The sequence below is a fragment of the Capnocytophaga periodontitidis genome, from assembly GCF_016126015.1.
In the GTDB taxonomy this organism is placed as follows: Bacteria; Bacteroidota; Bacteroidia; order Flavobacteriales; family Flavobacteriaceae; genus Capnocytophaga; species Capnocytophaga periodontitidis.
The window spans coordinates 311,420-326,472 of the sequence record NZ_JAEFDB010000002.1; the positions used below are offsets into that span (position 1 = coordinate 311,420).

Below are 15,053 nucleotides of genomic sequence, written 5' to 3' on the forward strand. Positions count from 1 at the left end.
ACAAATCGTTGTAGTAGTAATGACGTAGTCCTTTAACAAATTATTTTAACATTGTAGTAGTAAAAGCGAACCCATTTTTTTGCATATAAAAGAAAGAATAAGGAACTTTGCGACAAATTTTATTTAATAAACGTACGGAAATGAAAAAGCTATTGTTTTTCTTCCTGATGACCTTTCTTTCTCTTGCTGCTTATGCACAACCTAATATGGTGAGAGGAAAAGTATTTGAAGCAGGGACTAAAAACCCTATTCCAGGAGCCAATGTAATTGTGAAGGGTACAACCCGTGGCGTTTCAACCGACCTCGATGGAAACTTTGCGCTTGATAAAGTTTCTCCAGGTGATGTATTAGAAATTAGCTACATAGGTATGGTAACCCAAAATGTAAAAGTAGTAGCCGGACGACACTACTTAGAGATTGCGCTCAAAGAAGATACGCAACAACTCAAAGAAGTAGTTGTTATAGGCTATGGGGCAGCTCAAAAACGAGACCTCACGGGCTCTATCGCTAGCCTCAAAACCGATGAATTTGCTGACCGTCCATCTACCAACCCCTTAGCCTCTATACAAGGGAAGGTAGCTGGGGTGCAAATCGTCAATACAGGGCGGGCAGGGCAAGACCCCGAAATCCGTATCCGCGGTACAAACTCTATCAACGGCTATACACCTCTGTACGTAGTCGATGGGCTCTTTACCGATAATATCAACTACCTCAACCCGCAGGATATCGAGTCTATGGAAATCCTCAAAGACCCTTCGTCTCTCGCAATCTTCGGGGTTCGTGGTGCCAATGGGGTGATTATCATTACCACCAAAAAAGCCAAAAAAGGACAAACAGTCGTAAACATCAATTCTTCCGTAGGATTAAAAGTCATCAACGACCGTGTTGCAATGACTGATGCCGAAGGCTTTAAAACTCTCTACAACGAGGATATAGCCAATAAAGGTGCTACACCGTTTGATTATACGCACTATCAAGCCAATACCGATTGGCAAGACCAAATCTTCCAGCGTGCCTGGGTGTACAACCACAATGTGAGTGTCGCCACTTCTGGTGAAAAAGGACGCTTCTATATGGGCGCTGGCTATACCGATGAAGAGGGCTCTATCAAGCACGAAAAGCTCTCTAAACTCACCCTCAACCTCAGCAGCGATTACAACGTAACCGATTATCTGCGCTTTGGCTTCCAAGCCAATGGTTCTCGCACCCTCCCTATCGATGCCAAAGGGGTAGCAAGTGCCCTAAAAGCAGCTCCTATTGTAGCCCCTTACGACACTCAATCGGGTTTGCTAAATATAATGCCTAACTTCCAGCGTGCCCAAGTGTGGAATCCGCTTATCGATGTCGAAACACGTGCCAATCACAACAAAGGTTTGAATCACCGTTTGGCGGGCAATGTATATGGTGAACTCGATTTCCTTAAAAACTTCACCTTTAAGGCTACCCTTTCTATGGATTACCGCATAGGCGAAAACCGCGAATATTCCCCTATCATTTGGGTCTATAACCCCGATACCCAAAAGAAAGAAAACCTCAACGAACGCGAAACGATTAATCAGAGTAAATCCACCACCATTGCTACCCAGCAGGATTATATCCTTACCTACAAAAAACAAGTGGCAAAACACAACCTTACCTTTATGGGAGGGCTTACCACCAATTACACCGAACACAGTTCGATATCAGGCTCTCGCTATCAAAATATCAACGATATAGTGTTTGGCATTCCCGAAAATACCGATAAGTGGTGGTTGTCATCAATTGGGGGTAGCAATATGAGCAATGGTTCTGGCCAGTATCGGCGTTTTACAATGTCGTATTTAGTACGTGGTTTGTACAATTACGACAACCGTTACCTCCTCAATGCTTCTTTCCGCCGCGATGGTGCCTCCGTATTTCACCGCTTAGGCAATACGTGGGATAACTTCTATTCCTTCGGGGCCGGCTGGGTGCTCAGCGAAGAAGCCTTTATGAAAAACCAAAAAGTGGTAGATTACCTCAAACTCAAAGGCTCTTGGGGCGTTTTAGGTAACCAAAACACTGGCGGACGTAACTATCCTACTTACCCTCTGCTCACCAATTCGGGCAGTGCTGTATTCGGCGACCGTATCATTACGGGCTATGCACCTGCTTATTTAGTGCAAAACTTAGGTTGGGAAAAGACCTATGCGTGGGAAGCTGGTGCTGAATTCCGATTCTTGGGCAATCGCCTCAGTGTAGAACCTGTCTACTATCACAAGAAAACCAAAGACCTTATCGTGCTACTCAGTGGCTTAGCAGGAGCAAAAAACTCTTTGGAAAACCTTGGCGAAATTGAAAATAAAGGGTGGGAGATTTCAGCCTCTTGGCAAGACCAACGCAAAGAAAGTGGTTTTAGCTATGGTGTAAATGCCAATATCACCACAATTGATAACAAAGTGCTTTCACTTGGTAGAGGAGAAAAAGATGCGCTTTACGAAGGCTATCAAAACGTAGCGCGCACCTTGGAAGGCTACCCTATTGGGCACTTCTACGGCTATAAAGTGAAGGGCGTGTATCAAACTTTTGAAGATATCGACACCTCACCTACCAACAATATCGCTACCGTAAAACCTGGTGATCTCAAATTTGAAGATGTGAACGGCGATGGTGTAATCGATAGCAAAGACCGCACGATGATAGGTAACCCTACCCCCGATTTCACTTATGGATTTAGTCTCAATCTCGGCTACAAAGGCTTCGACCTCACTGCCGAATTTATGGGAGCTTATGGCAACGAAATCTACCGCGGTTGGGGCGAAGTAGGCTATGCAATTCTCAACTACCAAGCCCACCGTTTAAACCGTTGGCACGGCAAAGGCACTTCCAATTGGGAGCCTATTATAGATAACGGTCGCGCTATCAACCGTGAAAACTCCTCTTATTACATTGAAGACGGTAGCTTTTTCCGCCTCCGCAACGTGCAATTGGGCTATAGCTTGCCACAGGAAGTAGTACAACGCTTCAAAGTACAGAAATTGCGCTTCTATGCCAACGTACAAAATCTCAAAACTTGGCATAAAAATACAGGGTATACCCCCGAAATAGGTGGAGGAGCTTTGGCTTTCGGTATCGATACCGGCACCTACCCTATGCCAATGATTGTTACCTACGGGGTGAACCTTACATTTTAATTAACAATTGATAATTAACAATTATGAAAAAGAATATATATCATATCATAGCAATAGGATGGATGGCAGCGAGCCTCGCCCTCTTTACCCATTGCAATAAATTCGACCAAGAGCCACAAGGCGAATGGGTCGATGGCGACCAAGGGAATGTATCAGGCTCTTTTGAAGCCGATATATTCACCCTCTACGGAAAACTGAGAGGCTCTGATCTGGTAGCGGGTATTCCTGCTTTGGCAATCCACAGTTTCCGCAGTGAAGATGCCGAAAAAGGCTCTACTGCCAGCGATGGAGTTGATCACGCCAATATGTTCGATAATTTCAATTATGTAGCGACTAATGGTTTAATTAACGGATACTATTCCGCTAACTACGAAGTTATTCACCTCTCCAATACCGTGCTCGACAAAATCAATAAGGCTGACCAAAGTACTCTCACCGATTCCGATAAGATAAACCGCGGTGAAGCACACTTCTTCCGCGCCTTTGCCTATTTTAACTTAGTGCGCGCCTTTGGCGAAGTACCTCTTATCAATTTCCGTATCTATAAAGATGAAGATGCCAATAAACCTAAGGTAAGCGTTGATAAAATCTATGAACTCATCGATGCCGACCTTACTGCTGCCGAAAGCGTACTCCCTCGCTCGTGGAGTGCTATCTACATCGGTAGACTTACTTGGGGGGCTGCCCGTTCGTTGCACGCCAAAACCTATATGATGCGCTCTAATTGGCAAGCAATGTACAACGCCTCTACCGATGTGATAAATTCAGGAATTTACAATCTTACTACACCCTACAATAAGTTGTTCCGCGAAAGTGGCGAAAACGCTCCCGAATCTATCTTAGAAGTACAGTGCACTGCCAATGCCACCTATCCTCAATCCAGCCAAGTAGGTAGTCAGTTTGCTCAAGTACAAGGGGTGCGTGGCTCTGGACAATGGGATTTAGGTTGGGGATGGAATTGCCCTACCCAGCTTTTAGCCGATGCTTTTGAAGCAGGCGACCCTCGCAAAGATGAAACCTTGCTCTATTTTGCCAAAAGTGAAGCCGAAGCTGCTACTATGCAACCCAATACTCCTTACGACGAAAAACCAATTGCACAAGCAGGCGTAGTAAATAAATATTACAACAAAAAAGCCTATACCGACCCTGCTTTGCGTAGGTCATACAGTCGTTTTGGTTATTGGTTCAATATTCGCCTCATTCGATATTCCGATGTACTTTTAATGGCTGCCGAAGCCGCTAACGAACTCGGCAACAGTGCCCAAGCGCTCGTCTACTTAGAGCAAGTGCGAGCAAGAGCACGAGCAGGCAATAACAGTGTTTTACCTGCCGTTACAACCACCGTTCAAAGCGATTTGCGCGACGCTATTCGTCACGAACGCCGTATAGAGCTCGCTATGGAATTCGACCGTTTCTACGATTTAGTGCGTTGGAATATTGATGTGGGAACCCTGCACAACGCGGGCAAAACCGCTTATCAAACCAAACACCGCCTTTTGCCTTTACCTCAAGCGCAAATCGACCGTTCCAACGGAGTACTTATCCAAAATCCTAATTATTAATTAGCTAACAGGTGTCAGGTATTAGGTGTCAGCTGTCAGGTAACATCACGTCATCTTTTACTTTTTACCTCTTATCTCTTATCTAAAAATGAAAAAATATATATTTTATATCAGCTTTATGGCAGGTCTTACAGCTTTTACCAGCTGCTATCAAGATTTAGACCAAGACCCGCCTTTCGATTATCCTGAGGAGGTAATACCTCAGTACAACCCTCAAAAGCTCTTGTTTACTTTTGAGGGTAATGTGAAAAATGTGAGTGGTTACAAAGTTCCTACACTCTCTAAGGGCAATATCAGCTATACAGAAGGCAAAAAAGGCAAAGCCTACCAAGGGGGTGAAGGTACTTATGTTTTTATCTCCCCTCGCACAGCGCGTTTTGCAGGCGATATATCTCTGAAAGATACGATAGCTAACCTCGGTAGTTTTACAGTAGCTTTCTGGATGAACTCCCCTCAAGTAAATAAAGGTACAGGTATCTTTTCAATTCCTAATACTAAAAAGTTCTGGGGTAACCTCGATATTTTCTTAGATGGCAACAATACTGCTGGCGAAGGACGTTTTAAAATGCACCTCTTCAATGGTACTAAAGAAAATTGGGTAGAGACCAAAATCCCTGGTACTATTGGTGATTGGGTGTTTATGACCTTCCGTTACAACCACAAAACGGAAATGTTACACATTTTCAAAAATGGAGAAATTGTCTTTACGCGTGCCCTTACAGGTTGGGGGAGAATTGTTTACAGCGATACGGGCGATTTGGTGTTAGGTACTTATGCTTTCCAAACCGACCCTCCTCAATCGTCTACTAAAGCACAAGCTTGGGCACAGTCCTTCCCTGGTAAGTTAGACAACTTTGCTTTCTATAATCAAGCCCTTACCGATGAACAGATAAAAGCCTTGTATAATGAATAAAAAGAATGATATTTACATAAAAAATAACCCTTTTTCTCCAATCTCCTTTATGGCTTGTCCCTCTTTGGAGGTTCGAGGACTGAATACAAAACTTTTAGAGCTATGCTTATTACTTTTCTTTTTTTCGTTCCCTCTTTCTGCTCAAAATGAAGCCTTTGCTAAAAAGCGCTACATCACGGCGCAACAAGATACAATGCCTTACCGTTTCTTGCAGCCCGAGCAACTAAAAGAAGGCAAGAAATACCCTTTAGTGCTCTTCTTGCACGGAGCAGGCGAAAGAGGGAACGATAATGAAAGTCAGTTGCGCAATGGGGGTACAGTGTTTACCAATCCTGCGAACCGAGATAAATACCCTTGCTTTGTACTCTTTCCGCAGTGCCCTGAGGGTGCGTATTGGTCGCTTGAAAAACGCCCCGACCAAGGGTATAAGAATACGGCTAATCCGCTGCCTAAAGAAGTGCCTATCACTAAACACTTACGCTTGGTGAAGGAACTTTTAGACGAGACTTTGGCTACTTACCCTATCGACCCTAAACGAGTGTACATTATGGGCATCTCGATGGGGGCGATTGCTACTTTGGATATGGTGTATCGCTTCCCCGATACCTTTGCCAAAGCTGTCTCGATATGTGGGGCGACCAATATAGAGCGTATGCGTGAGTTCAAAGGGAAAACTCAATTCCGTTTCTATCACGGTGATATAGATGATGTAATTCCTGTAACCTACTCGCGTGAAGCCTATAAAGCTTTGAAAACTACCGGCAAAAAAGCTGAATATATAGAGTTTTATGGGGCAAATCACAACGCTTGGCATCCCGCTTTCAACACCCCAGACTTCTTGCAATGGACTTTTAAAAAGAAATAATATACTTATGAACAAAAACAAATTTTTCACGATTCACTTTTCACTTTTAGCTTTCCTTCTGCTCTTCGTTTCTTGCGGTTGTAGTAAGGACAATAAAAAGGTGGTAGAAAAACCTACTCCTCAGCCGCCTACCGAAAAGAACCGTCCAATGGAATTTGCTTCCGACGATGCTTTCTTAGATTATATCCAGCGTGCGCACCTCAACTATATGTGGGAGGGAGCAGAGCCTAATTCGGGTTTAGCCCCTGAGCGCATTCATATAGATGTCCCTTCCGATGATGCTCATATCATCACTACGGGAGGTTCGGGCTTTGGCATTGCAGGGCTATTAGTAGGGGTAGAACGCGGTTTTATACCTCGTGCACAAGCAGTAGAGAGATTTACTAAAATCGTAACTTTCTTGGAGAAAGCCGACCGTTATCACGGGGTATGGTCGCATTGGATTGACGGGCGTACAGGTAAAACCAAACCTTTTGGGCAGAAAGACAATGGGGGCGACCTCGTGGAAAGTGCCTTCTTGATGCAGGGATTGCTCTGTGTGCGTCAGTATTTCAAAGATGGCAACGATACCGAAAAAGCCTTAGCTCAGCGCATTGATAAACTGTGGCGCGAAATGGAATGGGACTGGTATCTCAACGGACAAGATGTACTCTATTGGCATTGGAGTCCCGATTATGCTTGGCAGATGAATTTTCCACTCAAAGGTTATAACGAGTGCCTGATTACCTATATTTTAGCCGCTGCTTCGCCAACCCACACCATTCCTGCTTCGGCTTATCACAACGGTTGGGCACGCGGAGGAGCTATTAAAAGCACTCAAGTAACTTATAATCTGCCATTGATTCTCAAGCACAACGGAGCAGAACAATACGGAGGTCCGCTATTTTGGGCACACTATTCGTATATTGGCTTGAACCCCAAAGGACTCAGCGATGATTATGCCAATTACTGGGATTTGAACCGCAATCACACACTTATCAACTACAAATATTGTGTAGAAAACCCCAAAGGTTATAAAGGTTATGGAGCGAACTGCTGGGGACTTACCGCCAGCTATTCAGTAAAAGGGTATGATGCCCATAGTCCTAACAAAGATTTAGGGGTGATAGCACCTACTGCCGCACTTTCCAGCTTCCCTTATACGCCCCAAGAATCTATGGCAGCCCTCAAGCATTTCTATTACGATTTGGGCGATACTATTTGGGGTAAATACGGCTTTTACGATGCTTTTAGCGAGCAAGCGGTATGGTATCCTAAGCGTTATTTAGCTATAGACCAGCTCACTATTGCCCCGATGATAGAAAACTACCGCACAGGCTTCGTATGGAAACTCTTTATGAGTTGTCCCGAAGTACAACAAGGACTCAAAAAACTAAACTTTAAGGTGCAATAACCACAACTTCTTACTTAGCCATCCCATTATAGCCTTTGCCAAAGCCCTTAATTGCCTGTGCGGCTCGCACCCTTAATTGCCCGTGCGGCTCGCACTCTTAATTGCCCGTGCGGCTCACACCCTTAATCGCCCGTGTGGCTCGCACTTTTGTCGTGTAAGCTAATAAATTATATTATTTTTGTGTAAATCAGCAACTTATTTCGCTCTCGAAACTCAAGTTATATAAAATGAAATAACTATGAAGTATGTGTATTTATTAACTGTAATCACCTTATTATCCTCTTGTAAAACAATAAAAACAAGTAACTGTAGCCCTTATAACATCATCGAGATAACTCATTGGGGGACAAATGAAACAGACAAAAAGAATTTCATTTTGTATGAATATGACACTCTTAATGTCTTTCTAAAAACAATAGATATAAATGAAATAAGGGTGTACAATAAGACAACTGACCCCAACTATTATGGTTCGATGAGAATCTTTCTGAAAACACCTTTATGCCCAGATAGGAATTATAAATTAATTATATCAGACTCTTTGCAATACAATATTCAAGAAATGGATATGATTAGTTTTTATAAAAGAGCAATGTTATCAAAAGTTCATTATAAGGGCGTTAAATCATATAAGGTAAACCATATAAAACTTTCTCCAAAGGAAGCTCACGTTATTTATTTTAACAAAAACTTAGCTACTCCTTACAAAAAAGAATAACTTGATAAAAATAATGTTAGTTCGATATAGCAAAACACTTGCCCGTGCGGCTCGCACCCTTGCTAAAGGCTATTTATCCTTTTTTCTAGTCTCTAATTTGTTAATTAATAAATTACTTTCTACCTTTGCCAACAACTAAAACTCTATACCTTATGCGTAAGCGTGTTTTTCTATGTATTTTGATAAGTTGGTGGGGGATGATGATACACGCACAATTGTTACCTCCTATCTATAACTATACCCCTTCTGAATACAAAGGGGAAAGTCAGAATTGGAAGATATGTCAAGCTGAAAACAAAAATATATATTTTGCTAACAACATAGGTCTCTTGGAGTTCAACGGAGTAGTGTGGCAGCATTACCCTTTGCTCAACGGAGCCATTGCACGTGCAGTAAGTGCCAAAGGCAACACCCTTTATACGGGAGGTTTTGCCGAATTTGGCTATTGGCAACCTAACAAATTCAACGAACTACAATACACCTCTTTAAGCCGCCAATTAAACTCCGCCGATATAGAAGACGAAGAAATATGGAAAATTATCTTTTCCGATCGCTGGGTATTGTTCCAATCGCTGCATAAAATCTTTATTTATGATACTCAGCAACAGCGTTTTAAGATAATTAGCGCTACTCATCATCTACCTAAAATCTTCAAAATAGGTGAACATATCTATTTCCAAAAGATGAAAGAAGGCTTGTTCAAGCTCGTCAATGGTGAAGAAGTATTAGTTACCGATCATCCTCTCTTTCGCGAACATATCCTCATCAACCTGTTTCCTAAAAAAGAACACTTTCTATTCGTTACCCAAGACAAAGGAATTTACGAAGGTACGCCTACTCAAATTGAAGCGTGGAAAGTAAGCGCTTCTCAATTGATTAACACCCTCAATATATATAGTTGCGAACGACTAAGCGACGGTTCATTGGTGTTGGGAACTATTGCCAAGGGCGTGTATAGAATTTCTGCTAAGGGCGAGCTCTTGGAACATTTGCAACAGAAAGAAGGCTTGCAAAACAACACAGTACTCTCCATTTTTGAGGATAAAGAACACAATGTATGGCTGGGATTAGACAATGGTATCAGTATGGTGAATTTCTTTTCACCTTTCCGCTTGTATAAAGATTATGAGGGACAACTTGGGGCGGTCTACACCTCCATCGTACATCAAGGAACCTTGTATTTGGGTACCAATCAAGGATTATTTTACACCTCTTTCCCCTTGCATTCTAATAGTAAATTCAGTCTTGTTGAGGGAACTAACGGACAGGTATGGCAACTAAAAGTAGTGGAAAATACACTGTTCTGCGGTCATAATTCGGGTACGTTTATCATAGAGAATCACCAAGCTACCTCTATATGTAACCTATTGGGTACGTGGGATGTAAAACCTATAGCAGGACACCCTAATTGGCTCTTGCAAGGTAATTACGAAGGTTTGCATTTGCTTGAAAAGAAAGACGGACGTTGGCAGTATCGCAATAAAATAGAGGGATTCAACGTGTCGAGTAGGTTTTTTGAGTTTATTTCACCTACCGAACTCTTAGTGAGCCACGAGTATAAAGGGGTTTTTCGTTTGCAACTGAATGATGATTTTACCAAAGTAACCCAAGTACACAAAGAAACTTCTGCTCCAATAGGACGCAAGTCGGCAATTGCTAAATTCCGTAATGAGATTTGGTATTTTACCGAAAAAGGTTTGTTTAAATATAACACTACAACCCATAAATTTATACAAGATGAAGCCCTTACACAGCAGCTGTTCCACCAAGATAGTTACCTATCGGGCACCCTTGTGCAAAGTAAGGACGAGGGCTTGTGGGCGTTTACCCAGCACAATATCGTAAAGATAGCACAAGGCAAACTCGATAGTGCTCCTCAGCTGAAAAAAATGCCTCTCTCAGCATCGTTTCGCAAAGACCTCGTTGGCTATGAAAATCTTTATGAATACCGCGAAGGCGACTGCTTGTTGGGTACCAGCACGGGCTTTATGAGCTTTGTGTTCAACCAAGTAACCCATACCCCCTATGAGGTGCATATAAACCACATCAGCAGTAGTAGGGTAGAGGGGGCTTTGCGTGCCATCGCTATAGATACCAAAGAAATAACCTTTAATAATGCCGAAAATAACTTCACTTTTAGTTATAGCGTACCGTCCTATTGCGGTATGTTCCCCTCAGTATACCAATACAAACTCGAAGGACTCTATGAGCACTGGAGCGATTGGAGTGAAGAGGCTACTGTGCGTTTTGAAAACCTGCCTGCTGGCGACTATACTTTTTTGGTAAGAGCCAAAGTAGGTGATGCTGTCTCACCAAATACCGCCTCTTTTCATTTCGTGATTCGCAAACCTTGGTATGCCACTAATGCGATGATAGTCTTTTACATTGCACTTCTATGCGGATTGCTCTTGGTGGTGCATCGTGTGTATAGAGTGCATTACAAGCGTCATAAGAAAAAAGTAGAGCAAGAAAAAGAAAAAGAACTCGCCCTGATGCAATTAGAGAACGACCGTACCGTGATGCAACTCCGCAATGATAAACTCCAAAGTGAAGTAGAGAGCAAAAACCGTGAACTTGCGGCAACTACTATGAGCATAGTGCGCAAAAACGAACTGCTGATGAGTATCAAAGAGGCTCTTTTGAGCAGTGGTAATGGCAAAGAAGTGCTACATATTGTAGACGATAATATCAACTGTGAAGGCGATTGGGAACATTTCCAAGAAATTTTTAACCAAACCGACCGTGAATTTCTCAATCGTCTTAAAGCCCTCCACCCCGATTTGACCCCCAACGACATCAAACTGTGCATTTACCTGCGATTGAATCTTTCCAGCAAAGAAATAGCTCCATTGCTAAATATCTCTACCCAAAGTATAGAAATCAAGCGTTATCGCCTCCGCAAAAAGATGCTTTTAGAGCGCAATCAAAACCTTACCGATTATATTTTGAAACTCTAAAAGTCATCGCAAACTTTACCAAAGATAGTTTTAACATTCTATCACCTATACATTACCTATACAACTCCGTTTTTTAACACTTTCTTTTACCTGTTTTTTACCTTTACACTCACTTTGTAAAATATTTATAAATATACTATAATACAATCGATTAAAAAATGAAACTTATCAATAATCAACTATACAAACCCCAAAAAATAGCCCTTGTATATTTTTTGTATAGGTAAAATCTTTTGCGTGTTGAAAAATTGCGTTTATCTTTGCGCTGTAATTAAAACATAAACCAAAAGAAAGGAAAAGCAATATATATGAAAACATTTTTCTTACCTATTCTACTGTTTTTATGTACAAGTTTGGCAATGGCTCAAACTTATCGCATAAAAGGAAATGTGAAAGACGCTACGGGTACCCCTATGATAGGTGTTTCGGTAGTGGTCAAAGGCACTACACACGGTGTCTCTACCGATTTTGACGGGAATTTTACCTTAGAAAATGTCAAAAAAGGTCAGTTGTTAGTTTTCTCTTATGTAGGCTACACTACCCAAGAGAAAATGATAGCCAATGGCAATGCGCTGAACGTTACCTTGAAAGAAGATACCCAAACCCTCGGTGAAGTGGTAGTTATCGGGTATGGAACACAAAAGGTAAAGGACGTAACAGGTTCGGTATCAGTAGTAGATGCTAAAACCATTACCGAACTAAAGCCTGTGGATGCGGCTACTGCCCTACAAGGTACTACCTCAGGGGTGAGCGTAAACAAGGCTTCCGGCTCACCTGGAGGGAAGATAAACATTCTCATTCGTGGAGTGAGTTCTAACGGTAGCAACGAGCCTTTGGTAATTATCGATGGCTACGAAGGGGCACTGAACAGTATTAATCCCGAGGATATTGAGAGTCTTACTGTATTGAAAGACGCTCAAGCGGCTATCTACGGTATTAAAGGGGCGAATGGAGTAGTACTCGTAACTACTAAGGGTGGACGCAAAAACACACCTTTGGAAGTGAAAATTAGCTCGTACAGTGGTATCCAGCAAACTACCAAAAAGTTGGATTATATGAACGCTACCGAGTATGCTGCCTTGCTCAACGAGAGTTATGCTGCCAACGGACAGGCGTTGCCCTTTGGCAATTTGGCTTCTTTAGGCAAAGGCATTGATTGGCAAGACGAGGTGTTTAAGAATTCTGTTATTTCAGATATGACAGCTAGTATCTCGGGTGGAGGTGAGAAATTTAGTTATTACTTAGGGGCATCACATCTTACCCAAGACGGTATTGTAGCCCCTGAAAAATCCAACTTTAAACGCAATAACGTGAAAGTGAGTTTGGGAGCTGATATTTCACCAAAACTTAAGATGAACTTCACTGCCAATTATTACAACAACAAGCGCAAAACTATTGAGGAAAACGGCTTGGGAGCAGTGCTTTTCAACGCTTTGAACTTCTCGCCTACTTACGGTTTGCACGATGAGGATTTAACGGGCTTTTTGGGCAATGAGGTGATTAACCCTTTAGCACAAATAGACAATACCTATAATCAGTATGACGGCAATGGATTAGAGGGGAATTTCCAGTTGAGCTATAATCTCATAGAAGGCTTAGACCTTACTTCACGTATTGGGTTTAAGACTTATAGTGATGAGAAAAAAGATTTTCAACCTCTTAGCTTCTTTGGTACGGGTAAGATTTTCAACCGCAGTCGCAGTACCGTAACGCAAGATAAGAATGAAACGCACGCTTATACGTGGGAGACTTTTGCTACTTATAGTAAAACCTTCTGGAAAAATAACAACACTTCACTCACTGTGGGTACTAGTGCGCAACGCAACTGGGGCAGTGGACTCAGTGCTACGGGTTACGATGTGCCTAATAACTCTTGGGACTTTGCCGATATAGGTCTCACCACAGGTACGAACAATAGCAAAACTGATAACTCGTATACGAACGATTCGCGTCTTACCTCTTTCTTTGGTCGTTTGCAATACGATTATAAGAGCAAATACTTGCTATCGGCGATGCTTAGGCGTGATGCTTCTTCAGACTTCCCGAAAGATAACCGTGCCGACTTGTTTTCATCAGTAACAGCAGGTTGGAAAGTATCCGACGAAAGTTTCCTAAAAGATAGCAAATGGATAGACTTCCTCAAATTGCGCGGTAGTTACGGTACACTCGGTAACAATGCCGGTAAAAACCTTTATAAGGCAATTTTGAACGGGGAGGCTGTGTACGTGTTTAACGGAAAAATAGTGCGCGGAAAAGCTGTAGGCAAATTGCCAAACCCAAGTGCCAAATGGGAAGTAGCCGAAAAGTTAGATGTCGGTTTTGACTTCAATACACTTGGCAACCGCTTGTCGTTAGTATTCGATTATTTTATAGAAAACCGCAACGATTTGCTCATCTCTAATTTCCCTGTCTCAGGTATTATAGGAACGGCTGCACCAGGGGCTTCAAACCCTACTGTGAACGCTGGTAATACTCAAAATAAGGGCTTTGAGGTAGCCTTAGGTTATAGAAGTGATGTAACAAAACCTTTTTCTTGGGGCTTCAACTACAATATTACTCGTTTAGACGGCAAAGTAGTATCGATTAATGGAGATGTGATTCCAGAAGGAGGAGCTTTCAGCGTGGGTCAGTTAGCACCTGCACGTATGGAAGTGGGGCAACCTATTGGTTACTTCTATGGTTTACAAGCCGATGGAATCTTCCAAAACCAAGCTGAGGTAGATGCACACCCTTCACAACTTGCCTTAGGAGCTCCTGCCAGAATAGGAGATATCCGTTATAAAGATATGAATGGCGATGGAGTCATCGATTTTAAAGACCGCACATATTTGGGTAAACCTACCGCCACTTACTATATGGGATTGAACCTCAATGCTAAGTATAAAAACTTTGATTTCTCAACCTATATGTATGCTGAGCTCGACAAAGAGATGGTGCGCAACTACGAGCGTTCACAACCTAACGTAAACCGTCAGCGTTTATATCTTGACCGTTGGCGTGGTGAGGGCACTAGCAACAGTGTACCTCGCGTAACCACAGGAGCAACAACTAATAACTTGTTCTCAAGTTTCTTTGTAGAAGACGCCTCTTTCTTGCGCGTTCAAAACATACAGTTGGGCTATTCGATTCCTGCATCGGTATTGGAGAGTGTGAAGATGAAGAGCTTCCGCGTATATTTTTCAGTAAACAACGCCTTTACGTTCACTAAGTACAAAGGTTATGACCCCTCAGCTACCTCTGGTGATGCCATTGGTGGAGGTATTGATTACGGCTTTTACCCACAAGCTCGTCAGTTTATCTTAGGATTTAATACCTCATTCTAAAAAGTCGTTCTATCTAACAGCGAAGCCACCAATCTCATCAGCGTAAGCTGAAATTCGTGCGATTCGTGGGCGAAAAAACTATCAGCGTAAGCTGAAATGCTCATACGCTCTTTAAAACGGATTGTCCCCCTTCGGGGGAACGGGGGCTGTTCTATAACATATAAAAACAT

Annotated in this window: 8 protein-coding genes; all 8 read left to right on the top strand. The window is 42.4% G+C overall.

Translation table 11 applies throughout. The annotated features are described in order from the left end of the window. Positions 1-140 precede the first annotated feature (140 nt). The 8 genes from I7X29_RS05660 (at position 141) to I7X29_RS05695 (ending at position 14,883) form a co-directional block, all read left to right on the top strand. Positions 141-3,152, top strand: coding sequence for a SusC/RagA family TonB-linked outer membrane protein (locus tag I7X29_RS05660; protein WP_198473259.1), 3,012 nt, complete (start codon positions 141-143; stop codon positions 3,150-3,152). A 23-nt stretch (positions 3,153-3,175) separates the two neighbouring features. Beyond that, on the top strand, positions 3,176-4,714 hold the full coding sequence (locus I7X29_RS05665; RefSeq protein WP_198465619.1) for a RagB/SusD family nutrient uptake outer membrane protein: 1,539 nt from the start codon (positions 3,176-3,178) through the stop codon (positions 4,712-4,714). Positions 4,715-4,802: 88 nt separating this feature from the next. Then, complete coding sequence (locus I7X29_RS05670; RefSeq protein ID WP_198465618.1) at positions 4,803-5,627, top strand: LamG domain-containing protein; 825 nt, start codon at positions 4,803-4,805, stop codon at positions 5,625-5,627. Beyond that, on the top strand, positions 5,620-6,492 hold the full coding sequence (locus tag I7X29_RS05675) for a carboxylesterase family protein (RefSeq protein ID WP_225879412.1): 873 nt from the start codon (positions 5,620-5,622) through the stop codon (positions 6,490-6,492). Before I7X29_RS05670 ends, I7X29_RS05675 begins: the two co-directional genes overlap by 8 nt. 7 nt (positions 6,493-6,499) lie before the next feature. Next, positions 6,500-7,885 carry a glucoamylase family protein gene (locus I7X29_RS05680; RefSeq protein ID WP_198465617.1) on the top strand — a complete coding sequence of 462 codons (1,386 nt, stop codon included), beginning with the start codon at positions 6,500-6,502 and terminating at the stop codon, positions 7,883-7,885. A gap of 238 nt (positions 7,886-8,123) precedes the next feature. Next, on the top strand, positions 8,124-8,603 hold the full coding sequence (locus I7X29_RS05685; protein ID WP_198473261.1) for a hypothetical protein: 480 nt from the start codon (positions 8,124-8,126) through the stop codon (positions 8,601-8,603). Between the two features lie 152 nt (positions 8,604-8,755). After that, entirely contained in the window at positions 8,756-11,560 is a 2,805-nt protein-coding gene (locus I7X29_RS05690) for a triple tyrosine motif-containing protein (RefSeq protein ID WP_198473263.1), read from the top strand. A 308-nt stretch (positions 11,561-11,868) separates the two neighbouring features. Further along, on the top strand, positions 11,869-14,883 hold the full coding sequence (locus I7X29_RS05695; protein WP_198473265.1) for a SusC/RagA family TonB-linked outer membrane protein: 3,015 nt from the start codon (positions 11,869-11,871) through the stop codon (positions 14,881-14,883). Positions 14,884-15,053 lie beyond the last annotated feature (170 nt).